Below are 22,995 nucleotides of genomic sequence, written 5' to 3'. Positions count from 1 at the left end.
GTATAAATCTTAAAAACTTCAATTAATAAAAAATCAATAATTGCTATGGCTATCAATGTTCCATTGCTCAAAGAAGTATGTGAAATCGCGGGGGCTCCAGGATTTGAAAGGCGAGTTCGAGACTTAGTGGTTAGGGAAGTCACTCCGCTGGTGGATGAATTAAGGGTCGATAATCTAGGCAATGTCATTGCTATAAAAAGAGGAAAGCGAAATCCAGACGGCAAGCGTGTGATGGTTGCCGCCCATCTCGATGAAATTGGCTTTATTGTTACTCATATCGATGACAATGGATTTTTGAGATTTCATACCCTTGGAGGTTTTGATCCTAAAACTCTTACGGCACAGCGTGTGATCGTTCATGGCAAAAAGGACCTTGTTGGAGTAATGGGTTCTAAGCCTATTCACGTAATGAGTCAGGAGGAAAGAACCAAGCTACCAAAAACGACAGATTTTTTTATCGATTTGGGAATGTCCAAAGAGGAAGTACAAAAATATGTGAAAGTAGGGGATCCGGTGACTCGGGAGCGAGAACTCATCGAAATGGGGGATTGCGTCAATTGCAAGTCAATTGATAATCGAGTTGCTGTCTTCATTTTGATCGAGACGCTCAAGCAATTGGAAAATCCTGCTTACGATGTCTATGCTACTTTTACCGTGCAAGAAGAGGTGGGTATTCGAGGAGCTAATGTGGCTGCGCATTCTATAAATCCTGACTTTGGAATCGCCTTGGATACGACTATTGCTTTTGATGTGCCAGGAGCACAGGCTCACGAAAAAGTAACCGAACTAGGAAAAGGTACAGCCATTAAAATCATGGATGCAATGACTATCTGTGATTATAGAATGGTTGACTTCATGAAACAAACTGCTGATAAAAAGAAAATTATTTGGCAACCTGAAATCCTTACGGCTGGAGGAACTGATACAGCTGGAGTACAGCGAATGGGCAAGCAAGGTGCTATTGCCGGGGCTATCTCTATTCCAACGAGACATTTACATCAGGTGATTGAAATGGCTCATAAAGACGATATTGCTGGTTCAATAGCTCTACTTAAAGCCTGCCTGGAGCATGTGGATGGGTATGATTGGAGCCATTAATGAAAAAGAGAAATAAAATAAAAAAGCCGAACGATATTCTCGTTCGGCTTTTTTGATGCTTAAAATTCTTATTGATTCTGACCTGTTGTCATATTTTCTATCTGTTTCTGAACCTTGCTCAAACTCCAGTCTCCAGCTGTTTGGCTAGGTGGATAATCTTGGAATGTGCTCAGGAATCTAAAAGCATATCCTTGCATAGCGATCAAAATATAGGCACGGTCGATATACCAGTCATAGTATGTGTTTGAACCCTTTAGAGCCTTTTCAAAAGGATCTCTTCTAAGATTCGTAAGATAAGGTGCTCTTAGTTCTACGAATGGCTCAAGCCAAATCTGAAGCTGATCGGCTCTATTCTCTAGGAACATAGCTTTCCAATCTGTATATCTCAAGGCTGCAATCTCTCCTGCATCATTCACATAGATGAAACCTTTCTTAGGGGACTCTTCGGTTTTACCCATAAAGTAATCTAGTTGATTTACTCCATCGATGTAATTTTTATAGGTACGTCCACCCATTGTTACACCCTTCATGATTTTATCGGCTACGTTTGGATCACCACCAATAGCAGCGAAAGTTGGTAACCAATCCTCATGAGATACTATTCCATTGAGGGTTTCTCCAGCAGGGAATTTACCAGGCCATTTTACGAAAGCAGGTACTCTGTATGCACCTTCCCAGCTACTGTTTTTCTCCCCATGAAAAGGTGTAGTTCCTGCATCAGGCCAGGTATTGTAGTGAGGGCCGTTATCAGTAGAATACATTACAACTGTATTATCAGCAATTCCTAATTCGTCCAATAGATCCAATAATTCACCAACGTGCATGTCGTGTTCTACCATACCGTCGCTGTATTCATCCTGACCAGAGATTCCTCTATGCTCTTCTTTCACATGGGTTCTGAAGTGCATTCTGGTTCCATTCCACCAGGTGAAGAATGGTTTTCCAGCTTCTACCTGCTCACGAATAAATTTCTTTGCAGCTGCCACAGTTTCATCGTCGATAGTTTCCATACGCTTTTTGGTCAAAGCACCAGTGTCTTCTATACGCTGGCCACCTTTACCATCTGCCCAAGAGTGAATCACCCCTCTAGGGCCATATGCCTCTTTAAAAGTTCTGCCATCAGCAAGTACCAGATCAGAAGGGTAATCTTCATTCTCTGGCTCTTCTTCAGCATTCAAGTGATAAAGGTTTCCAAAAAACTCATCCCATCCGTGATTAGTCGGTAGATGCTCATCACGGTCACCTTGGTGGTTTTTCCCGAACTGACCAGTAGAATACCCTAGATTTTTCATCACAGTTGCGATGGTGATGTCACTTTCTTGCCAACCTTCTTTGGCACCTGGCATTCCTACTTTTGTCATACCAGTACGAACTGGAACGTTTCCTCCTAAGAAGGCAGCACGACCTGCTGTACACGACTGCTGAGCATAATAATCAGTAAATCCCAATCCTTCTTTTGCGATTCGGTCAATGTTTGGAGTTTTGTACCCCATCATTCCCCGGTTATTATGGCTAATATTCCAGGTACCAATGTCATCTCCCCAAATCACGAGGATGTTGGGTTTCTTTTCCTGACCCAAAACATCGTTGGATCCAAATCCCATCAAAAAGGATAGTGTGACCAACAAGACTAGTTTTGAGAGTGTCATAGTTGAATTTTTTTTCATTTAAAAATTAATTAAGTAAAACAAATAAGGTGAATGCGTTATGAACTTTTTATCAATATGATTTGATACACCAAAATTCTATCTAAGATATTAATAATTCGGCTTTTGCAACGCAGAAATGTCCAAAAATCGAGATGTCGTCTGCTCAAATTCTTTTGATCTTTCCAATAAATCGCTTTTTATTGCCCAATTAGTCCACTTTTCGGCTTTTCACAAACTCGGAGGGAGATTGTCCCATTGTCTTTTTGAAGGCTACTCCGAAGGAATTTCTGTTGTTGAAACCGCATGTTTCACCAATTCCCTCTAGCGTGAGATGGTCTACCTCACCTGATTCGATCAGTGCTACACAATGTTGAATTCTGAGCCTGTTGATGTAATCAGGAAAGGAGGAGCCTACGGCATGATTGAGATAGTTAGTCAGTACGTAGTAAGGGATTTCTGCGTCCTTGGCCAAATCGTGTGAGGTATACCCCTTGGTCAAATAGACCTTTTTCTCAAGCATTAGCCGCTGGAGCATTTGTTCTATTTCAAAAACTTTTTCTGGCTCAAGTTGGTCCTTATTCTTTTGGATTTTTTTGCTTTGGTCTTGCTTAGAGCTCTGGAGTTGGTCTGACTTTCTTGACCTATCCTCATTCAGAGATAATCCATATAATATTCTTGGGAAAAAGAGTAAATACACCGAAGAAAACAAACAAAGTAGTGCTGCAGCAAAGTGCGTAACACGAAAAATAATTCTTTGATTATCAATAAAATAAGTAAAATAAAATGGTGCGAAGAGCAAAATTTGGAAAAATAGATATCCTAGCACCCACTTGATCATTTGACCTTGGGAATCAACCAAGGATGAATTTCTTTTAAATCGCAGTACAAGGTATACTGACATTGACCATAAAATAGTGCTAAAAACACTTCTAAATCCTGTATAAAAATTACTCGGAAAAAAGCGGCTTTGATTGTATTCTACAAACAAGTTGGGGTCCTTAATTTCTGCTAAAATAAGTGCTAGTTTTTCGTCAGAATCCAATAAATAAATTGGAAGAAAATCTGCAAAAAAGATCAGAGCTGGTAAGAAAAAGACCAAATCCCAAGCCTTTAGCTTCTTGTTGAAAAGCATTCCTCGAAAATAGAGATAGGTCAAAGGGACATAGACCAAGCCTGCTAGGTTTCCGGTTCTGTAAATGGAAGGGAAGTTGGGCATTAATCCCGAATCAATCAAAAGAACCAAAAAGATCCCATGAGCGAGGAAGAGGTATGCCAGCCCCATCAAGATGTTCCATTTATTCTCTTTCACCCCGAAGGAAATCATCACCACACCTAAGATCAGGCTGAGTAATGTAGCACAGAGGTAGAGAAAATTGTATAGACTTAGGTCCAGGGTCATTGATGGGTTAGTACTCTTGGGTATATCAAAGAAAGTAAAATTCAATCATAAGTTCAGCTGCCTCGCGGACTTATTGAGCGTATGATAGACTATAAAATTTAAATTAGATTGCATGAATTCCATGACTCAATGTAATCAGGTATGATAGTATATAGAAACCACCCCGGCATCCTTTGCTTACTAATCCTACTTTTTGCCACCTCATGTGGTGGTAATTCATCCAAAAGTACCACTTCGCATGATATGGTTTGGCAAAGTCTATTCAATGGAAAGGATTTGACGGGCTGGATTCCAAAAATCCATCATCATGAAACTGGAGACAATTATGCAAATACCTTTCGGGTTGTCGATGGGATATTAGTAGTTGATTATTCCGAATACGACGGCTTCAATGATCGGTATGGGCATCTGTTTTATGAAAAACCTTTTGGTTCATTTCATTTGAAATGGGAGTATCGTTTTACTGAGGAATGGCTTACAGATGCCCAAACTTATACATATCGCAATAGCGGAGTGATGTTTCATTCTCAATCGCCAGAGAGTATTTTAGTTGAGCAGGATTGGCCGATATCTGTAGAGTATCAGATGCTGGCAGAAGAGGAGGAAGGAAAGCCTAGACCAACAGGAAATATGTGCTCGCCGGGAACAGATGTGGTTTTCGAAGGGAAAATTGACGAGCGGCATTGCATTAATTCCAGCTCAGCCACCTTCAAATGGGATGAATGGGTGAAAGCAGAGCTGATCGTCTATGGAGACTCTATCGTTCACCATTTGGTAAATGGCGAGACAGTGTTGACCTATACTCAACCACAAATCGGGGGAGGAGTTGCGAATCGCTTTGATCCGGGAATCAAAATTGATGGGAAGCCACTCACTGGTGGCTACATCGGACTTCAGAGCGAAGGTCAAGGGGTATTATTTCGAGAAATCTGGATCCGTGAACTTTAAAAAAAACCGAAGTATTGACTTCGGTTTTAGTATTTTAGTTTCAGATTTAACCCAACTTTGCTAGACTTTCCTCCAAAGTCTTGATTTTGGCCTCGGCATCCGCTTGCTTTTTGCGCTCCATTTCGATGACTTTTTCCGGAGCTCCAGAGACAAAGCGCTCATTACTAAGCTTTTTCATTACTGAATTCAAAAATCCTTTGGTGTACTCCAATTCCTTGGTAAGGTTTTCTCGTTCCTCTTCCACATTCACCGAGTCACCCATTGGGATAAAACATTCGTCTGCTTTCACTACAAAACTCATGGCATTGTCCACTTTGTCTCCAAAGTTGAGGGAAGAAAGGTTGGCTAACTTTACCAAGACGGATTCAAAGCGTGAATAAAGTGCTTCGTTCTTTGCATTGATGGTTAGTTCGAGTGCCTCCTTTGGTGACATACCCTTTGAGGCTCTAAGATTTCTCACTTGAGAAACGACCTCAAAGACCTGTGCTGCCTCTGCAATAATTTGATCATCAAAAGTTTTTTCCTCTGGCCATGAAGCCAAAATGAGAGACTCTTCCACTGACCTTTCTTTGATCAAATGCCAAATTTCTTCTGAAATAAATGGCATAAACGGATGAAGGATGCGAAGAATATCCTCGAATAAGCATATGGTGCGATCGTAGGTTGCCTGATCGATCGGATGCTGATATTCCGGTTTGATCATCTCCAAGTACCAAGAACAGAAGTCTCCCCAGACTAATTTATAGGTGGTCATCAGCGCATCGGAAATTCGGAATTTCTCGAAATGTCCATTGATTTCAACTAATGCCTGATTGAAGCGACTTTCAAACCAAGCGATACTGGATTCATTATGAGCGCCATCAAGTTTAGGATCGATTTCCCAACCTTGTACCAGACGGAAGGCATTCCAGATTTTATTGGCAAAGTTTCTTCCTTGCTCCACGAGCTTGTCATCGTATGGTAAATCATTTCCCGCAGGGGAGGAGAAAAGCATACCCGTACGTACCCCGTCCGCGCCGTATTGTGCGATCAGTTCCAGTGGATCAGGAGAATTGCCCAGAGATTTGGACATTTTTCTACCCAATTTATCCCGAACGATTCCTGTAAGGTAAACATTCTTGAAAGGCTTTTCCCCCGTGTATTCATAGCCTGCAATGATCATTCGAGCCACCCAGAAAAAGAGAATTTCCGGTGCGGTCACCAAGTCATTGGTGGGATAGTAATACTTCAATTCTTCATTTGGCTTGCCAGTAGAAAATACTTCCGTATCAAAAACCGAGATCGGCCACAACCAAGAGCTAAACCAGGTATCCAAAACATCCTCGTCCTGGATTAGGTCTGATTCAGTGTAGCTGGTTCCGAATTTTTCATTGGCTTGTGCCAAAGCTTCTTCCTTAGACTTGGCTACCACATATTCCCCATTCGGGAGATAATAAGCTGGAATTTGATGGCCCCACCAAAGCTGTCTGGAGATACACCAATCGCGAACATTCTCCATCCATGCCCGATACATGTTTTTAAACTTGGCAGGATGGAGCTGGATCACATCTTCCATCACCGAGGTAAAAGCGGGCTTAGTGATTTCGTCCATTTTCAGGAACCACTGGAGCGAAAGCTTAGGCTCGATCACCGCATCGGTACGTTCGGAATGCCCCACATTGGAGGTATAATCTTCGATTTTCTGAAGATTCCCAGACTCCTTGAGTCGTTTTGCGATCATCTTTCTAGCCACAAATCGATCTTCTCCAACAAGGATCTGCGCTTTTTCATTTAAAGTGCCATCATCATTTAGGATGTCGATCACCTCAAGTTTATGCTTGATACCTAGCTCGTAGTCATTGATGTCGTGAGCAGGGGTTACTTTCAGACAGCCCGTACCGAATTCCATGTCCACATACTCATCTTCGATGATTTGCACACTTCGATTGATCAAAGGAATAATCGCACGCTTTCCTTTCAGGTGAGTGAATCTTGGATCATTTGGGTTAATACAGATCGCTGAGTCCGCCATGATGGTTTCAGGGCGAGTTGTAGCGATGGTCAAGAATTCATTTTCACTTCCTTCAATCTGATAGTTGATATAATACAGCTTGGAAGCTATTTCTTTGGTGATTACCTCATCATCAGAGAGCGCTGTTTTTCCCTGTGGATCCCAGTTCACCATGCGGATGCCACGGTAGATTTTACCCTTTTGGTGGAGGTCTACAAAAACATCAATTACCGCTTTGCTCAAACCAGGATCCATGGTAAATGCAGTACGATCCCAGTCGCAAGAAGCCCCGAGCTTTTTGAGTTGCTCTAGGATGATTCCGCCATATTTCTCCTTCCACTCCCAAGCATGAGCGAGGAATTCTTCACGGCTCAGAGATTTCTTATCGATTCCCTGCTCCTTCAGCATGTTTACGACCTTAGTCTCTGTGGCGATGGAAGCATGGTCAGTTCCTGGTACCCAGCAAGCATTTTTTCCTTGCATTCTGGCCCGACGGATCAGGACATCCTGAATGGTATTGTTCAGCATATGTCCCATATGAAGGACTCCGGTGACATTTGGTGGAGGAATTACGATAGTGTAAGGTTCCTTGCTGTGATCTACTTTTGAGGAAAAAAGCTTATGCTCCATCCAGTAGTCATACCATTTGGTCTCGGTGGCATTCGGTTCGTATTTGCTGGCAATAGACATTCGTGGGTAATTTTATTGAAGGGCAAAAATAGGGGAAAATGCCAATTTCGGAGGTATAATTGGAAGATCAATTACAGATAATCGAATGAATTATTAACAAAATACAGAAAGGATCAGGAGAGCTTCCTGCATTCCCTCGATTGAAGAAAAGGAAGCAATAATTTCGCTCCTGATCTTTGAATAAGCTTATCTGTTAAAAAATATCCTAATTCAATTATCCTTATTCATCACATGCTTTTGTTAGAAGCATTACCCAAATTCAATTCGATTTCTTTACAAGTAATAAATGAAAAAGACAAAATGATAGGAGACAAAGGATCCTAATGCAATTAAGTAAGGCTGATAAGTGCGGTTGTTGACTCTGTCCCAAAGTAGCAGACCCAACAAAATTAAGTTGACGATAATAAATGTGATGTGTATCGTCGGGATAAAGGAACTTTGGAACCAAAATATCATAATCCTTGCTACCGTTGGTTGTACAAAAACCAATGAAACCGCAATCATATAACGCATGTGTTTGGCCACATTCTTTTTATTCACTATTGCCAACACGTAAAAAAGAACTAGTAATGTTATGTTCGAGAATGTGAGCAATAGATCATCTCCTTGATTATAAATTTTTATGATTTGGGGAATCAATGAAATAATCACTAACGGAAAAACGATATAGGAAGCCTTGCCAATTTTTCTGTGTAATCCAGGCCTCCTGTAGCGAATCAATAAGGGTTGTACAATCAACATTCCAAGCCAAACTGATGCGAAAAGAGTATGTAGGTGAATGTAGAAATCTATGCTTTCATCAAAGTCGGGAAATTGCCCAAAATAAGTTTTGTAGAATGCAAATAGCGTAACAGGTATAAAGAGGATTAAAACAAAGCCTAAATTTTTATAATCCCTTTCCATACAAGTTGCGGGTGTGTAGTAATGTAGTCATTCTGAGAATTATCCTTGGTTAATCGTAAATTTTTGTGTCAAATTTTTGAACACAAAAAAGGGAAGAATTCAATTCTTCCCTTTTTTAATTTGTTGGACTCGATTAGACATCTACTTCACAATAGGGAGTACAATGCGGCTAAGATTTTTGCTGCCATGATGGATGGAATTGGTGGCTACTACGCCCTCACTTTCATCATAGATATTGCCTCCTGTATTCAAGTTTCTGTCAAATCGGGGGAAGTTTGAGCTACTGACTTCGATCCTAATCCGGTGGCCTTTATCAAAGTAATTGGAAGTGCTCATAGGAGTCATTTTCACTTCATATACTTTTCCACTTTCCATCCAGACTTCCTTTTCGTAGCCCTCTCTGTATCGCACTCTTTGGATAGTTTCATCCAGATTATAGGCCTTACCATCTGGGTAGACATCGATTAGCTTGATGGTGATATCGGTGTCCTTTACATCGGAAGAAAGGTAGAGATATGATTCAATAAAACCAGAGACTTCCACGCCCTCCTCCAAGACGTCCGAGGTATATACCAAAATATCATCCCGCATTTCCATCTCGCTTTGGTCATAAGATCCTCCCATAACGGCATTTCCGGTACAGCAGACATTCCCTCCATAGGACTCCACAGGGTTCATGGGATCATACTTGAAGGTGTCAGGATTATCTTTTTTGGGTTTTTCTTGGGAAAGTTTGCCATCTCCCATTCGGGTATTGGCATTGCCTTCAGAGTGAAGATACATGGTGGTCATTTCCGCTTCGGCCGGAGGCCAAACGTCCGAACTTTGCCACTTATTGGAGCCCATGGTATAGTATTGAACCTTTGGCATGGCTTGAACTACCTCGCCTTGATCGCCCTTGAGCCACTTATCAAACCAAGCCGTGATCATTTCATCATAATTTAATCGAGCATCTCCCACACTCAAATCTCCAATCATGGTATTTTCTGTCGCTCGAGTATAGGAGCAGTGAAGTACCGGAGCAATCACCAAGTATTGATTGTCTCTAGCCATTTGAGAGACAGCATTTTCTCTGACATGATTGTACAGCGCGATGTTTGGCCCTGCGGATACATCAAACCAAGACACAAACCAAAAGCTAGGCTTGTCAAAAGGCATATTGTCATGGTATAATCCACCTTGAAACCATCTTGGATCATTCGGCTTCCTGGTGATCATTTCTTCATAGATTCCTTTTGGACCATTTACATTTCGAATGATGTCTTGGATGGGAAGATGATTCAATGCATCCTTGGAGTCGATTCGAGGATATTCTGGCGACATATCATAGAATCTCTGTAATCTCAGCAAGTCCTCTTGCTGAATTCCTTGTGGTAATCTTGGACGCATGGGGTCATGCTGTACACTGTAGAGCCAGTTGGTGAAAAGCATCTGTCCCGCACCACCGCGATACCAGTTGCCTTGCTCCCAAAAATCGCCGATTTTACCTACTCCAGCTCCAAAACCTTGCGGTACCATTGCTGCTAGAGCAGGATGATCTAGAGAAGCTACAGCCATTTGCCATTCAGCTGTAGAAGAACAACCGATTGTACCTACCTTGCCATTAGACCAGGGCTGCTTCGCCATCCAGTCGAGGGCATCATAGCCATCTGTAAGAGGGGTGCCTAGAATGTCCCATTCCCCTTCGGAGAAATAGCGACCTCGTTCATTTTGTACGACATAAGCATAGCCCTTTTCTACCCAAGAGAGGGCAGTTTGCAAGGTTCTGGTGTTCATTTCGCCATTTCCCCAAGTATTAAAGTTGTATGGAGTTCTGGAGAAAACAATGGGGTATTTTCCTTCGCCTTTGGGACGATAAATGTCTGTTGCAAGGCGAATACCATCTCGCATGGGCATCATTACTTTCTGATCGACGATTGCTACTTCTTCGAGTTGGTCGATCAAGGATTTTTCCTGCGCATAACTGAGTGCACTCAGAAAGAACAGCGTAAGAATTAAAATTAATTTGATTTGGGATTTCATAGACTAGTTAAAAGTTTCTCTTGAAGATAATCAATCCTTCAAAAACACAAGCACAATCGTGTACAATCGGATAATGGAGCATTTCAAAGGGTAATTGGTAGCGATTGACTGAAATCAAACATTTATCTAATGAGTTATTCCTTTTGATTTCATTTTGAAGTTCTAAATTTGCCCATTCAAAGATTAAATTTTAATGAGCGACAGCACGAGTCAACCGTTATCCACTTGGGTGGAGGTACCGAAAAATTCAGATTTCACTATCTATAATTTGCCTTTCGGGATTTTTAAAAATAAACGGCTCAGCCCCAGAATCGGGGTGGCTATTGGGGTAAAAATTGTGGATTTGAGCGTTTTGGATCAAGAAGGTTTCTTTGCGGAGATGTTTCTACCAGAAGGAATTTTCCTCAGCGATTCTCTAAATGAGTTTATCTCACTCGGCAAAGCAAAGACCAGAAAAGTCAGAGAAAAGGTTCAGGAGCTTCTTTTGGCCGAAAATGGAGAACTTCGAGATCATTCGATCCGAGGTAAAGTCATGGTGAATCGGAAAGAAGCCGAAATGCTAATGCCTGTGAAGGTGGGTGATTACACCGATTTCTATAGCAGCATAGAGCATGCGACAAATGTGGGAAAAATGTTCCGCGATCCTGAAAATGCACTTTTGCCCAACTGGAGGCATATTCCTGTGGGCTATCATGGACGAGCCTCATCTATAATACCGTCAGGGGTGCCGATTCATAGACCGAAAGGACAATTTAAAGATGCAGATATGGAAATGCCTGCTTTTGGACCGAGTAGAAGATTGGACTTCGAATTGGAAATGGCTTTCATTACCGGCAAGGAAACCAAAATGGGAGACTCCGTTTCAACCCAGGAAGCAGACGATTATATTTTTGGTTTTGTACTCTTCAATGATTGGTCAGCAAGAGATATTCAGGCTTGGGAATATGTGCCTTTGGGCCCCTTTTTGGGCAAAAGCTTTGCATCTTCCATTTCTCCGTGGGTAGTGACCTTGGAGGCTTTGGAGCCTTTCCGGGTATCGGGTCCTGAGCAGCAGCCAGAGGTTTTAGATTACCTCAAACTCGATCAGCCAAGTAATTTCGATATCAATCTGGAAGTATTTATCGCTCCCGATGGTAAAAAGCCAAGCAAAGTATGTACTTCGAATTTTAAGTATATGTATTGGAGTGTGGCCCAACAGCTGGCACATCATACTGTAAATGGCTGCAATATCAATGTGGGTGATATGATGGCATCAGGTACCATTTCAGGAGCCACAGAGGATTCTTACGGTTCAATGTTGGAGCTGGCCTGGAAAGGAAGCAAGCCGATCAAATTGGAAACAGGAGAAGAACGAAAGTTTATTGAGGATGGCGATACGGTGATAATGAAAGGCTACGGCGAAAAAGACGGAATTCGGGTGGGCTTTGGAGAAGTAGAAGCCAAAGTGCTCCCAGCAAAATAAGCAGATCCTACAATTTTAAAGACCTCGAATTCGAGGTCTTTTTTTTGTCTAATGATTAGTTAAAGCAAATGCTACTCGATAGAATCTAATCCATAAAGCACCTCTAAATTCAAATTTGTAGCCTTTTTGATAAACAAAACGTATGCTTTATTAGTTATAAAAATAAAAACAACGTTATAAATGTCGCATACGCTAAAGCTTTTACAACTAAACCAAATCACTCACGATGTCTACCAATTCCGCACTGAGAAACCAGATGGATACACTTTTTCTCCTGGGCAGGCGACCGAATTAGCACTAAACAAACAAGGCTGGAAAGATGAAAAACGTCCCTTTACTTTCACTTCTTTACCAGAAGATCCCTTTTTGGAGTTTACGATCAAATCTTATCCAAGTCATGACGGGGTTACCAAGCAAATCGCAGCATTGAAAGAAGGTGATGAAGTGATTATCGATGATGCTTGGGGAGCCATAGAGTATCACGGAAAGGGTGTATTTATAGCGGGAGGAGCAGGAATCACACCTTTCATCTCAATTTTTAGGAAATTAGAAAAGGAGAATAATGTATCTGGTCACCAACTTTACTTTGCCAATAAAACAAGCAAGGACGTGATCATGGAGTCTTATTTCAGGGATTTACTGGGAGATAATTTTATTTCTGTGCTTGCAGATGAAAATTCAGAAAAGCACAAACATGGCTTGATTGATTATGATTTTTTGAAATCTGAAATCGGGGACTTTAATCAAGAATTTTATGTCTGCGGTCCAAACAAAATGGTGGAGGACATCAGTGGACATTTGAAAAAACTAGGAGCCAATCCAGACGGAATTACTTTTGAGCAATAAAAAAAGCGAGGTTGAAGCCTCGCTTTTTTTAATAGTACGACCTAGACTTAATTGAAACCAAAGTCTTTGATTCCTTTATGGCTGATTTTGATGGCCTCAAGCGGATCAAGATCAAAGGTTCTGTCCTGTTCCACAAAGTATAGCTCCATTCCGGCCTGTTCTTTCTGTGCTAAAATTTGTGCAAAATTGATACTTCCAGTACCCACTGGTGCAAACTCGCCTTCAGGATTCATGTCCTTCACATGCCAAGCTTTGAATCGTCCAGGGTATTTAGCGAAGTATTCCATGGGATTGGCTCCGGCTTTGGTCACCCAGAAGAGATCCATCTGGAAATTGACTTGGGCTGGATCGGTATTTTCTAGGATATAATCAGCCACCACAACTCCATTTTCATTCTCCATGAACTCAAAATCATGATTGTGATAAAGTAGCTTGAGGCCCGCAGCCGCACATTTTTCACCGAGGGTATTTAGAATTTCAACTAGCTCCTCTGGGCTACCTTTCATGCCCATACCATCCGGACCAAAGGTGAACATCCCCATTGGCGGGACTGGGATCACAAAGTATTCGATTCCAGCAGCTTTCGTGTCGGCGATGAGTTGATCAGCATTTTCAAGATTTACCATTCCCATGTGGGAACTACGTGCAGTAAGTCCGATGGACTCCATATAGCTTTTGAATTCTGCAGGCTCCATTCCGTAGAATTTACCTTCGGAATATCCTGCCGCTTCTACGTAAGCATAGCCCGCATCGGCTACTTTTTGCAATGTGCCTTTTGCGTCTGCGCTCATAGCCTCACGCACGGTATAAAGGGCCAAGCCACCGAAATTTTCAGGCTCCACGATTTCCACTTCTTCAGATTCTTTACTAGCGGGTTGGCTGCAAGAACTGATTAAAAAAGGGACAAAAAGCAATAGAATTAAATAGGGATTGAGTTGTTTCTTCATCTTAGGGTATATTTTTGACTGGGTGAAGGTAAAGAAATCGTGCAAGATTTCCTTCCAAAATGATATGGAGGGCAAATACGGCTTGGCAACCTTTCTATTCAATTGTTAACCGTAAGATTCGTGAATAAATAGAATCAAAATTATTCGAATTCTCGAAGTCTTTTTATGACCTCTTCTTTATATGATCGACTGATTGTCAGTGCTTTTCCAACTACTTCTAGATATTCATGGGTGTAGGAAGTAATCGCATTCAAATTTGCAATAAAAGAGCGGTGAATACGGATGAATTGGGACGGAGGAAGTTTTTTCTCAAAACTCGAGAGGCTCTCTCGTACCACGGAGGTCTGTGTTTTTTGATGGATTTTCAAATAATCAGCAAAGCTTTCGATATAGGTGATTTCTGCAAGGGCGATTTTTTCCATTTTCCGTTCTATTCTCACAAATACAAAATCTTGCGAAGTAGTCGGCATTGAGGCTGACATTTTATCGTGAAGGGCCTTGACACGAGATACAGATTTTAAAAATCGATCGAAAGAAATTGGTTTCAATAAATAGTCGCTGGCCTGTAGATCAAAGCCTTCGAGGGCATATTCCCTGTAAGCGGTCGTGAAGACCACTTGGATTTCCTTAGGGATGATCTTTGCAAAGGAGACTCCATCTATGCCAGGCATATTGATATCCAAAAAAATCAAGTCAGGTTGGACTTTCTGTAGATGATTAAAAGCCTCGCTTGAATTACTGAAGCATCCCTCCAAATTAAGATAATCCACCTTGCTGATGTATTCTTTTAGAATATCTTGGGCTATGGGTTCGTCGTCTAGGATTAGGCAATTCATACGATCCTGAGTTTTTCTGTTTGGATTTTCAATTGAACGATGTATTCATTACTCGATTGATTAATGGTGAGTTCATGGGCCTCAGGATAAAGCAGATTAAGTCTTTTTTTGATATTAGGTAGACCGATCCCAGAAGAGAGAAAGTCATTTTTTATCAGCTTGGATTCGACGGAATTTCTGAGGATAAAGTCGATGTCACTCCCCTTTGTAATCATCTTCAAATCCATAAAAGCATCATTTCGTTGAGATTTTCCATGCTTGAAGGTGTTCTCTAGAAAAGGTAAAAAAAGCATTGGAGCAACCATCAAATGATCAGCTTCTTGAGGAAATGACACCTTTACTTTCAATTTATCTCCATGTCTTAGTTTTTCTAAAGCAATGTAATCTTGGAGATGATTGATTTCATCCTGAAGAGCAACTTTGGCTTTTGGAGTTTGAAAAAGGATATAGTCCAAAAGATTCGAGAGTTTGAGGATCAATGCCGGAGTCTGGTCCTTCTTTGCAATAGCAAAACCATAAATCGAATTGAGAGTATTGAAAAGAAAGTGAGGATGAATCTGCATTTTTAGATAGGAGAGTTCCTCTTGCTTCAATAATAATTCACGGCCTATAAGCTCATAATTCAGCTCCTTATTCCGCAGCTGTGTCTTGTAACTTTCTCTTGAAACTGAAAAAAATGCTGCCAGTAAGACCAGAATAAACACGCCAATAATGATCAGATAAAGGTTTTTGGGTAGCAAAAATTGATTGCTTAAATCAAAAAGAGAATTCACATAAAAGAATCCATAGAAGGAAGAAAGGACAATAAAAAAAGTAGAGATGATGGCGGTGTAGGCTGAATAGACGGTGAACCAAAAATACTGCTGTTGAAAAAGGAATTTTGGAATGAGGTAAAAACTAAAAATATTGATCTGGGCCAGGGTGATTGGGACCAAAAACAAACTAAAGGTGAATGAAGGGGATAAGTCTGAAATGGTGATACCAAGATAAAAAGTGAAAAAAAGAATAATCCCAACAGCAAGCGTTCCCTGTAAGAGGATTTTTTTCAACAATACGGATATGAGACCTTTGTAATTCATCTTTCGCAACCTTAAGGTCTTTTAAATAAATGTATTTGCAAAGGATTTGCGATGGGTAACCTGTTTAGCGGGATGATCAGCAGGTAAAGTTTAGGATTTCCTGAATTCCATTATAAATCGGTCATATTAGGCCTAAGTCGGGTCGCTTATCGCAAAAAATATTTGGCTGCAAAAAGAATTACTAGAATTGACCTATCAATAAACAATCAAAAAAATGTACACAGACCTTACTATGAACACGATCTCCTCAGTCCTAGGCATGAATATTTTCGCTCGATTTGAAGAAGGAGGCTTTATGGGAATGACAATGATTTTCATATGTCTTATTCTGGCTGTATTCTTCAGTATTCGCGCTTTTTCTTATCTGAAGAAGGATATCGGAAAGTTTAATAAATTTCTAAAACTAACGAATCAGATTGCTCTACTGGCTCTGGTGATTTCAGTGGCCAATTCACTTTTCGGGTTGATTTCTGCGTTTGATGCCTTGGAAGCTACGGGCGGTGCAGAGCCGGCAATAATCGCTGGAGGAGTTAAAATTACACTTCTGTCTCCGCTTTTTGGATTTATAGTATTAATCCTGGGTCGCCTTTCCACTTTCATTTTAACCTGGCTATCAGAAGCTGAATAACAAATTCAATTCTAACATTGAAAGTTTTAACGACAGTTTTGTATCAAAGAGAAATATGAATTACATGCACAGCCTACCTAATAAGTAGGCTGTGCTATTTTATGGATTTTCCTATATGGTACTCACAACAAACAAAAAGTTGAAGGACCGAAAATGTGGCTATACTTAAGTATTAGTCAAACCCAAAAACAAATGGAAAGACAAAAACCACAATAACAGTCCAAAGGAAGTAGATTGGAAGATAGATTGCTATGGTTCGTCCCACCATATAAATATTTTTCTTCTGGTTTATAGCGATCCATAGAGACCTAAAAACCATTATCAAATGGACAAGCATCAGGACATTGACTCCCAATACTGCCAGTCGATTTGGTGTAATTCCCCACTCTGATATTCTAAATACTATCGCAGATAAAGCGATCCCATTGACAATAATGGTGACTGCAGAAAGCGCTGTGAGAACCCAAGAGCTTGAAATTTTTTGCTCTTCGGAGCTCTCAGCAATGGAAAAGAAAATTAAGGCCAAGACGCCAATCAAAAGCATATTGAAGAGCAAAAGAAACTCCCGGTCATTGTAAGGGTCTTTCCCAGAGTACACGATAGCGATCAAGTAAGTCACGAGCATGACAAGGACCAAAGGACTGAAGATTTTGGCGATTACAGGCGATACCTTATTGACAAGCTGAGGATTGGTTTGGGTTAAAAATGTCGCAAAAGGTGGGATAGAAGCTGCTCCGAACACCAAAATATACTTAGCATAGAATTCTTCGATATTGATCCCTATCAGATTAAAAAGCCCAACGGTAAGTCCAGAGAGAACTGCGCCTGCTAAAAAAAGCACGGCACCCATGACTATGGCATCTCCATTGAATCGCAAATAAGCCAGACGACTGTCTAAATTGTTGATTTCGGCTCCTGAAAATGCCATGCCCAGCACACCCCAAAGTAGAAGAGGCATATGAATGAAGATGAGAAGCGTGATATCATTTTGATTATCAGGGATTAGATTGATGTAGACTAGACAAATACCAATGATCGCTGCAATCGGAATGATTTTTTTTGGTGCAATTTGATTTTTCCAAGCGAAGTAAACGGCAAGGAAAGGGAAGACCAGAAAGCTCAAATTTCTAGGAAAGAAAAACTCTTCGTCGATAGAAAAGATTGCTGGAAACTTCGCATAAAGCCCGGCGATCAAGCCAAGGCTGACAACAAGAATGAATTCCGTTTTACTTCCCCAAGAAATTCCGTCTGACTCAAAATTCAAGCGTTCGTTCCAAAAGCGAGCAATCGGCTGATCTTGAATACTTGGATAAATTTCTGCAAAAACCCTTTTAAATTGCCCCTTTTGACTTCGATAGAGCTTTTCGAGCTCTGCAGGCTGGTGGATGTGATTTAGGATTTCTTCTTTCATAATGCTTGGGATTTGGGTAAAAGGGTCGCGGTTTTATAAGAAGGGCTAAGGGTTGAACTTTTGCTGCTCGTATTTTTCTAGGCAGGAATTAAGCGGTAATCCTTCCTGGTGCACGCATAAACAGAAATTTTGCTCGGGAGCTTCTATGCTTCCTTGAAATTGAGCTTTGCACGCTTCAAGTGAATTTCTCGGTAAAACTTCATAGCCCTTCAGAAATATCACCATCGGAAGAGACATGAGTGTCAGACTCATCAAGGCGAAACGAAATGGAAACTTCCAACTTGTTGGTTTGGTGAGTAAAAGGGATGTTTTGGGTATTTCGGATTTCTTGATCCACAGAAACTGTAATCTATCAAAATGATAAGCAAGGAGGTAAATGTTTGCAAAAACCATCCAAGTCGATGAAATGTAAGAGCCATCAAATCGCAGAGCTAGGGAAAGAATCCAAATATTCACGATAATGGGGAAATAAAGGAGAGCACCAAGTAAGGCCGTTCGATTGAACAGGAGTAGTGCCGCTGCCAAAACCTGAGCTATACCGATGAAGGTGTAATAATAACCCGTGTGGAAAAGTGCCACCAGATAGGCGCCCATAGGATGGATTTCCGAGAGTCCATTGGCAAATCGCTCATCCATGATTTTGACCATACCCGCAATGAAGAAACCTAAGGCCAAGGAGAGCCTACAAAACCAATAAAAGAGCCAGTGCCATTTGTTTTCTCTGGTTTGGACGAATAAAGCGTTGATTTTAGTAGGGCCGAACATGTTAAGTGGGGTATATATTTTCAGGGCATTTGGAAGGAGTAAATTTTTTAGGATTTATTTTCATTGATCAGACTTTCCAGGAAATCCAGGTGCGCCTGAAATGCTTTTTTTCCATTTACTGTGGCTTTATAGTTGGTCTGGGGCTTTCGCCCTAGGAAAGTTTTCTCCACTTCCAGAAAACCTTCCTTTTCAAGCTTCCGCAGATGTGTAGATAGATTTCCATCAGTCACTTTCATCACTTCCTTAAATGAATTGAAATCAAAACTTTCATTCACCATTAGAATGGACATGACACGGAGCCGGATCACATTTTCAAAGGCCTTATCGTAAGTTCCCTTCACCTTATCTGTCGTATTTGTAGTGGATCAATCCTCCATAGAATATATGGCAAATGCCAAAGCCTAGCGCCCAAAGAATCAATCCAAAAGAGGGAAAGATCATAGCTAGCAAGCCTAAGATGATCTGAGCAAACCCCAGATATTTAATTTCACCAAGAGTAAAATAAGAGGCATTGACTAATCCTAAACCATAGAAAATTAGCATAAGGGATGCTAATGATTCATAGTCCTGCGTCCAAAGTCTGCCCAAACACATGAAGCCTCCGATAGCCATAGGAAAAAATAATGCGGATAGAAATCGGCGACTGGATGGTGACCACAGGTTTTCCGATGAGACTTTGCTTCTCTTTTTGGTCAGCCTGTAGGCAAAAAATAGAGAGATGATTGCCACTGCGAACGCCAGAAGAATCATGTGCAATACAATGGAAGGGTGGAGCTGTTCCATGGTCACAGTTTCCCATGGTGCATTGGGATAGTAGATCCAGTAATAGGCTAGAGCAGTGGCGATGCATGCAAGAAGACCTATCCATATCCCAGATGAGCCACTGAGTGAAAGAAACTTGGAGCTCCGCTGCATCATGGATTTGATTTCAGCTAATTCTTGTTGAGGGTTTGTCATTTTCAAAGTACTTTGAATTACAAAGTAAATATAAATTCTCGTAATCCGATATGCCAAGCGGAAAATTTAACATTCTGTTTATGGAACAGAACTCAGTCTGGGTGAAGGATTATTTCGGGCCTTTCTTCCCAAAAATCTTATAAATCAGATAGCCAAAGCCAATCAAAAAATGAAGATCAATTATCCCGATTATAACGACGATGGCGGTATCACTGAGCATTTGGATTTAATCTTGAAGGTTGGATTTTGAAACCACACGCTTCACCAAGTTGCCTATAGTCAATCCCTGAACGATAATGGAAAATACGACCACGATGTAAGTGACCGTAAGGAACAGCTCTCGTTCCATTTGTGCTTCTAGCGAAAGTGCCAAAGCAATCGAGATACCTCCTCGGATTCCTCCCCAAGTCATGATGGTGGTGGTTTTTGGTATAAAGTCGAGCTTCTTTTGGAACAAAGCTACAGGACCTGACAGAGCCAGATAGCGAGCCAATAAGCCCACCGGTATCGCGAGTAAGCCAAACATAATATATTCGCTGTTCACAGTGATGATCAACAACTCCAGTCCGATTAGTACAAAAAGAATAGCATTGAGCAGGACATCTATTAGTTCCCAAAACTTGTCTACATAGGTTTGAGTAGTGCCCGACCAAGCGATTTCAGGGGATTTATTTCCAATGAAAATCCCTGCCACCACGACAGCGAGTGGACCAGAAACGTGTAGCGTATGTGCCAAAACAGAAAGTCCCATGACCAAGGCTAGCGTTATCATTACCTCGGTTTCGTAGTGATCGATGACTTTCATCAACCTGAAAGTCAAATAGCCACCCAACAGACCCAGTGCAATTCCTCCGACAACTTCTTCCAAAAACAAAATTGCCACATCCCCTGCATCCACAGCGCCAATTCCTTGACGTGCAATCTGGAAAATCACCAAAAATACAACTACGCCCACACCATCATTAAACAAGGATTCACCGACGATTTTGGTCTCCAGTTTTTTGGGAGCATTGGCATCTTTCAAAATACCCAAAACAGCGATAGGATCAGTAGGGGAGATAAGCGCTCCAAAAAGTAGGCAATAGATATAGTTGATCGGATGACCAAAAAGCCCAAATAGGTAATACATCATGGTACCGATCAGAAAAGTGGATACCACCACTCCCATAGTAGCAAAAAGGGCAATCGGCCCCCGCTGCTTTTTCAAGGAATCTAGTTTCGTATGAAGCGCACCTGCAAAAAGCAAAAAGCTCAGCATGACGTCTAAGAGTACCGTTTCAAAGTCAATCGAATTGATCAAAAGATCTGCCTCTTGGAGAATGAATGGATTGAAACTCCCAAGGATGGTTATTGCCAAAGTGAATACAATAGCGATAATCATCAGCCCAATGGTAAATGGAAGCTTCAGATACTTGGTATTAATAAAAGCAAAGATCGCCGACAGGACGATCAGGATGGTGATTATATTGAAAATGCTCATGGTAAGCGCTAAAGAATTAAGAAAAGTTGAAAATACAATGAATTGAACAAAGGGTACGATAAAAAAGGATATGTATTGACTCAGGTTAAATAGATTTTTTGACCCAACATTTCTAAAATTCTTGGTTGAATGGTTTTAGCTTCTAAGAATTCTCTTCGGAGCTTTTGAAGCTCATCCTTTTATATTTTGTGCGTACCTATTTTTACTGAGTAGTGCTTGAATTAGGCTTTATCGGTGCAATTATTCAAGAGTTACAAAGGTATTAACTGGCGAAGAAAATCAGTATCTTCAGGACTGACTTCAACCAAACCCTTTTTTAATAACATGAGAAAATCTCATTTTCTTACTGCCCTTGTTTTCCTTTTTGTGAGTTTTCAATCCTTCTCACAAAACTTACATATCACAGGCGGATGGGTATTTGATACGGAGAGCAAAAGCTTCCAAAAGAATCACGGGGTGTTTATTGAAAATGGTCTATTTGTGAAAGTTTCAGAAGCTAATAATCATGAAGTTCTCAGTCTAGGCGATGAAGATTATATCCTTCCCGGTTTGATTGATTTACATGCTCATTATCGGGTTAGTTATAACAACTTAGCCTTCGATGATACGGTAGCTATGCCCAAGATTTTTCTCGCCAATGGCATTACCAGCACTTTTCCAGCCGGAGAAATCGAGCCAGAGAAAATGTGGGACCTTCAAGAGGCTATCGATGCCAATGAACGACCTGGGCCAAGAATTCTTCATTCGGGTCCGTATTTTGGGACTGCGGCACCAGATTGGAACGCTGATTTTACGGAGCAGCAAATCCGAGATCGAGTGGATTATTGGGCAAAGCGAGGCGCACTCGGTTTCAAAGCCAAAGGGGTTACAAAAGAACAACTCGCCATCCTAATTGATCAAGCTCATAAGCATAAGCTTACCGTCACAGGACATTTGGATTCTGGATTTAGAAACTCAGTGAATCCTCAGGATGCGATCAAAATAGGTATAGATCGAGTAGAACACTTTTTAGGAGGAGATTTACTTGTGCCTACCATGAGCGCCTATACTAGTTTGAAAGACCTAGACCCAGCAGACCCTAGATTGGAAGAAATTATTCAATTGTATATCCAAAATGGAGTGTATTTCGATGCTACTCTCGGAACATATGGGGCGATTGGAATGATAGATTCTCCAATTTTTGAGGATTGGGCAAATGAAAATCAATACTTCACACCCTTTACTGAAAATGTAATTGGGAATGTAAAACCATCCGCGTTTAATGAACTTTGTGCCTTGATCTATCCCGTAAAACAGGGAACGCTATTGCGCTATTATCAAGCTGGTGGTTTGATTACTGTGGGAACCGATCGCCCCTTATTATTGGATAATTATTTAGGTGGAGGGATCGGTGGATTCTTTATTCACAGAGAAATGGCTGCAATGGTTGAGATTGGAATTCCTGCTGCGGAAGTTCTATACCTAGCCACTCGACAAAATGCGGAGGCATTTGGGATTGAGGATAGAGCGGGGAGTATTGAGACAGGAAAGTGGGGCGATGTGATGATTATCCAAGGAAATCCATTGGAAGATATCAATCGAACTCGATCAGTTCATACCGTAGTCAAAGCAGGGAAAATCTTCGATTCCAAAACATTATTGGAAGGGGCAGAAGGAAAGCTAGGGCCTTCAAAATAGCTTAAAATACTATCCCAGTCAGAAAGTATTCAGAACTGCCCCGAAATCTAGGACAGATCAGGTTTTGCTGACATAAAATGGGATAGAATCAAGCATCATAATACCACAGAAAGTGTTGAAAGGAGGAGTTAGACTGACTTGTGGTGATTGTGAAAATTTCCAATTTGTATGAATTGCTGTTGACATAATCTATCAGCTTTTGCTTTTT

At 41.1% G+C, this 22,995-nt stretch carries 19 protein-coding genes; 6 read left to right on the top strand and 13 right to left on the bottom strand.

Features of this window, described 5'->3' with window-relative positions; genetic code table 11:
• The first annotated feature begins 45 nt into the window (after positions 1–45).
• Positions 46–1,098 carry a M42 family metallopeptidase gene (locus ACFOSV_RS16980; protein ID WP_377907246.1) on the top strand — a complete coding sequence of 351 codons (1,053 nt, stop codon included), beginning with the start codon at positions 46–48 and terminating at the stop codon, positions 1,096–1,098.
• A gap of 68 nt (positions 1,099–1,166) precedes the next feature.
• Here ACFOSV_RS16980 and ACFOSV_RS16975 read toward each other — a convergent pair whose 3' ends face one another.
• Together ACFOSV_RS16975 and ACFOSV_RS16970 are read right to left on the bottom strand one after the other, a co-directional pair.
• Entirely contained in the window at positions 1,167–2,765 is a 1,599-nt protein-coding gene (locus ACFOSV_RS16975; protein WP_377907245.1) for an arylsulfatase, read from the bottom strand.
• A 190-nt stretch (positions 2,766–2,955) separates the two neighbouring features.
• A complete protein-coding gene (locus tag ACFOSV_RS16970; protein ID WP_377907244.1) occupies positions 2,956–4,146 on the bottom strand; it encodes a helix-turn-helix domain-containing protein in 1,191 nt (396 codons plus the stop codon).
• A 141-nt stretch (positions 4,147–4,287) separates the two neighbouring features.
• Here ACFOSV_RS16970 and ACFOSV_RS16965 point away from each other — a divergent pair, with 141 nt between their 5' ends.
• The gene (locus tag ACFOSV_RS16965; protein ID WP_377907243.1) at positions 4,288–5,094 is read left to right on the top strand and encodes a 3-keto-disaccharide hydrolase; all 807 of its coding nucleotides are present in this window, start codon (positions 4,288–4,290) and stop codon (positions 5,092–5,094) included.
• A gap of 46 nt (positions 5,095–5,140) precedes the next feature.
• Here the strand turns inward: ACFOSV_RS16965 and ACFOSV_RS16960 are convergent, their stop codons facing one another.
• The 3 genes from ACFOSV_RS16960 to ACFOSV_RS16950 form a co-directional block, all read right to left on the bottom strand.
• The gene (locus ACFOSV_RS16960; RefSeq protein ID WP_377907242.1) at positions 5,141–7,774 is read right to left on the bottom strand and encodes a valine--tRNA ligase; all 2,634 of its coding nucleotides are present in this window, start codon (positions 7,772–7,774) and stop codon (positions 5,141–5,143) included.
• A 273-nt stretch (positions 7,775–8,047) separates the two neighbouring features.
• Positions 8,048–8,677, bottom strand: coding sequence for a hypothetical protein (locus ACFOSV_RS16955; RefSeq protein WP_377907241.1), 630 nt, complete (start codon positions 8,675–8,677; stop codon positions 8,048–8,050).
• Between the two features lie 141 nt (positions 8,678–8,818).
• Positions 8,819–10,699: a CocE/NonD family hydrolase gene (locus tag ACFOSV_RS16950; RefSeq protein WP_377907240.1), complete on the bottom strand. Its 1,881-nt coding sequence runs from the start codon at positions 10,697–10,699 to the stop codon at positions 8,819–8,821.
• 193 nt (positions 10,700–10,892) lie between these two features.
• On the opposite strand from ACFOSV_RS16950, the gene fahA reads away from it, so the two are divergent.
• Together fahA and ACFOSV_RS16940 are read left to right on the top strand one after the other, a co-directional pair.
• A complete protein-coding gene (gene fahA, locus ACFOSV_RS16945) occupies positions 10,893–12,161 on the top strand; it encodes a fumarylacetoacetase (protein ID WP_377907238.1) in 1,269 nt (422 codons plus the stop codon).
• 180 nt (positions 12,162–12,341) lie between these two features.
• Positions 12,342–13,007 carry an FAD-binding oxidoreductase gene (locus ACFOSV_RS16940; RefSeq protein WP_377907237.1) on the top strand — a complete coding sequence of 222 codons (666 nt, stop codon included), beginning with the start codon at positions 12,342–12,344 and terminating at the stop codon, positions 13,005–13,007.
• A 47-nt stretch (positions 13,008–13,054) separates the two neighbouring features.
• On the opposite strand, the gene ACFOSV_RS16935 is transcribed toward ACFOSV_RS16940, so the two are convergent.
• The 3 genes from ACFOSV_RS16935 to ACFOSV_RS16925 all read right to left on the bottom strand — a co-directional run bounded on the left by ACFOSV_RS16935 (position 13,055) and on the right by ACFOSV_RS16925 (position 15,869).
• Entirely contained in the window at positions 13,055–13,954 is a 900-nt protein-coding gene (locus ACFOSV_RS16935) for a sugar phosphate isomerase/epimerase family protein (RefSeq protein WP_377907236.1), read from the bottom strand.
• 140 nt (positions 13,955–14,094) lie between these two features.
• Complete coding sequence (locus ACFOSV_RS16930; protein ID WP_377907235.1) at positions 14,095–14,790, bottom strand: LytR/AlgR family response regulator transcription factor; 696 nt, start codon at positions 14,788–14,790, stop codon at positions 14,095–14,097.
• Positions 14,787–15,869 carry a sensor histidine kinase gene (locus ACFOSV_RS16925; protein WP_377907234.1) on the bottom strand — a complete coding sequence of 361 codons (1,083 nt, stop codon included), beginning with the start codon at positions 15,867–15,869 and terminating at the stop codon, positions 14,787–14,789. Before ACFOSV_RS16925 ends, ACFOSV_RS16930 begins: the two co-directional genes overlap by 4 nt.
• Before the next feature lie 214 nt (positions 15,870–16,083).
• Here ACFOSV_RS16925 and ACFOSV_RS16920 point away from each other — a divergent pair, with 214 nt between their 5' ends.
• The gene (locus ACFOSV_RS16920; protein WP_377907233.1) at positions 16,084–16,497 is read left to right on the top strand and encodes a hypothetical protein; all 414 of its coding nucleotides are present in this window, start codon (positions 16,084–16,086) and stop codon (positions 16,495–16,497) included.
• A 172-nt stretch (positions 16,498–16,669) separates the two neighbouring features.
• On the opposite strand, the gene ACFOSV_RS16915 is transcribed toward ACFOSV_RS16920, so the two are convergent.
• The 5 genes from ACFOSV_RS16915 to ACFOSV_RS16895 form a co-directional block, all read right to left on the bottom strand.
• Entirely contained in the window at positions 16,670–17,908 is a 1,239-nt protein-coding gene (locus ACFOSV_RS16915) for a hypothetical protein (protein ID WP_377907232.1), read from the bottom strand.
• A gap of 45 nt (positions 17,909–17,953) precedes the next feature.
• Positions 17,954–18,673: a DoxX family protein gene (locus tag ACFOSV_RS16910; RefSeq protein WP_377907231.1), complete on the bottom strand. Its 720-nt coding sequence runs from the start codon at positions 18,671–18,673 to the stop codon at positions 17,954–17,956.
• Positions 18,674–18,720: 47 nt separating this feature from the next.
• Complete coding sequence (locus ACFOSV_RS16905; RefSeq protein WP_377907230.1) at positions 18,721–19,014, bottom strand: winged helix-turn-helix domain-containing protein; 294 nt, start codon at positions 19,012–19,014, stop codon at positions 18,721–18,723.
• A 1-nt stretch (position 19,015) separates the two neighbouring features.
• On the bottom strand, positions 19,016–19,630 hold the full coding sequence (locus ACFOSV_RS16900) for a hypothetical protein (protein ID WP_377907228.1): 615 nt from the start codon (positions 19,628–19,630) through the stop codon (positions 19,016–19,018).
• A gap of 226 nt (positions 19,631–19,856) precedes the next feature.
• The gene (locus tag ACFOSV_RS16895) at positions 19,857–21,110 is read right to left on the bottom strand and encodes a cation:proton antiporter (RefSeq protein WP_377907227.1); all 1,254 of its coding nucleotides are present in this window, start codon (positions 21,108–21,110) and stop codon (positions 19,857–19,859) included.
• 324 nt (positions 21,111–21,434) lie between these two features.
• Between ACFOSV_RS16895 and ACFOSV_RS16890 the strand changes: the two genes are divergently transcribed.
• Entirely contained in the window at positions 21,435–22,787 is a 1,353-nt protein-coding gene (locus ACFOSV_RS16890) for an amidohydrolase family protein (RefSeq protein ID WP_377907226.1), read from the top strand.
• Positions 22,788–22,995: the final 208 nt, after the last annotated feature.

Origin of the sequence: Algoriphagus namhaensis, assembly GCF_042649705.1 — a bacterium.
GTDB lineage: Bacteria > Bacteroidota > Bacteroidia > Cytophagales > Cyclobacteriaceae > Algoriphagus > Algoriphagus namhaensis.
This window is presented reverse-complemented; position numbering and strand designations above follow the sequence as displayed.

What these genes read in the sequence shown, in the direction of transcription:
- ACFOSV_RS16980 (WP_377907246.1), top strand. Translation starts at nt 46, where the DNA reads ATGGCTATCAATGTTCCATTGCTCAAAGAAGTATGTGAAATCGCGGGG.
- ACFOSV_RS16975 (WP_377907245.1), bottom strand. Translation starts at nt 2,765, where the DNA reads ATGAAAAAAAATTCAACTATGACACTCTCAAAACTAGTCTTGTTGGTC.
- ACFOSV_RS16970 (WP_377907244.1), bottom strand. Translation starts at nt 4,146, where the DNA reads ATGACCCTGGACCTAAGTCTATACAATTTTCTCTACCTCTGTGCTACA.
- ACFOSV_RS16965 (WP_377907243.1), top strand. Translation starts at nt 4,288, where the DNA reads ATGATAGTATATAGAAACCACCCCGGCATCCTTTGCTTACTAATCCTA.
- ACFOSV_RS16960 (WP_377907242.1), bottom strand. Translation starts at nt 7,774, where the DNA reads ATGTCTATTGCCAGCAAATACGAACCGAATGCCACCGAGACCAAATGG.
- ACFOSV_RS16955 (WP_377907241.1), bottom strand. Translation starts at nt 8,677, where the DNA reads ATGGAAAGGGATTATAAAAATTTAGGCTTTGTTTTAATCCTCTTTATA.
- ACFOSV_RS16950 (WP_377907240.1), bottom strand. Translation starts at nt 10,699, where the DNA reads ATGAAATCCCAAATCAAATTAATTTTAATTCTTACGCTGTTCTTTCTG.
- fahA (WP_377907238.1), top strand. Translation starts at nt 10,893, where the DNA reads ATGAGCGACAGCACGAGTCAACCGTTATCCACTTGGGTGGAGGTACCG.
- ACFOSV_RS16940 (WP_377907237.1), top strand. Translation starts at nt 12,342, where the DNA reads ATGTCGCATACGCTAAAGCTTTTACAACTAAACCAAATCACTCACGAT.
- ACFOSV_RS16935 (WP_377907236.1), bottom strand. Translation starts at nt 13,954, where the DNA reads ATGAAGAAACAACTCAATCCCTATTTAATTCTATTGCTTTTTGTCCCT.
- ACFOSV_RS16930 (WP_377907235.1), bottom strand. Translation starts at nt 14,790, where the DNA reads ATGAATTGCCTAATCCTAGACGACGAACCCATAGCCCAAGATATTCTA.
- ACFOSV_RS16925 (WP_377907234.1), bottom strand. Translation starts at nt 15,869, where the DNA reads ATGAATTACAAAGGTCTCATATCCGTATTGTTGAAAAAAATCCTCTTA.
- ACFOSV_RS16920 (WP_377907233.1), top strand. Translation starts at nt 16,084, where the DNA reads ATGTACACAGACCTTACTATGAACACGATCTCCTCAGTCCTAGGCATG.
- ACFOSV_RS16915 (WP_377907232.1), bottom strand. Translation starts at nt 17,908, where the DNA reads ATGAAAGAAGAAATCCTAAATCACATCCACCAGCCTGCAGAGCTCGAA.
- ACFOSV_RS16910 (WP_377907231.1), bottom strand. Translation starts at nt 18,673, where the DNA reads ATGTTCGGCCCTACTAAAATCAACGCTTTATTCGTCCAAACCAGAGAA.
- ACFOSV_RS16900 (WP_377907228.1), bottom strand. Translation starts at nt 19,630, where the DNA reads ATGACAAACCCTCAACAAGAATTAGCTGAAATCAAATCCATGATGCAG.
- ACFOSV_RS16895 (WP_377907227.1), bottom strand. Translation starts at nt 21,110, where the DNA reads ATGAGCATTTTCAATATAATCACCATCCTGATCGTCCTGTCGGCGATC.
- ACFOSV_RS16890 (WP_377907226.1), top strand. Translation starts at nt 21,435, where the DNA reads ATGAGAAAATCTCATTTTCTTACTGCCCTTGTTTTCCTTTTTGTGAGT.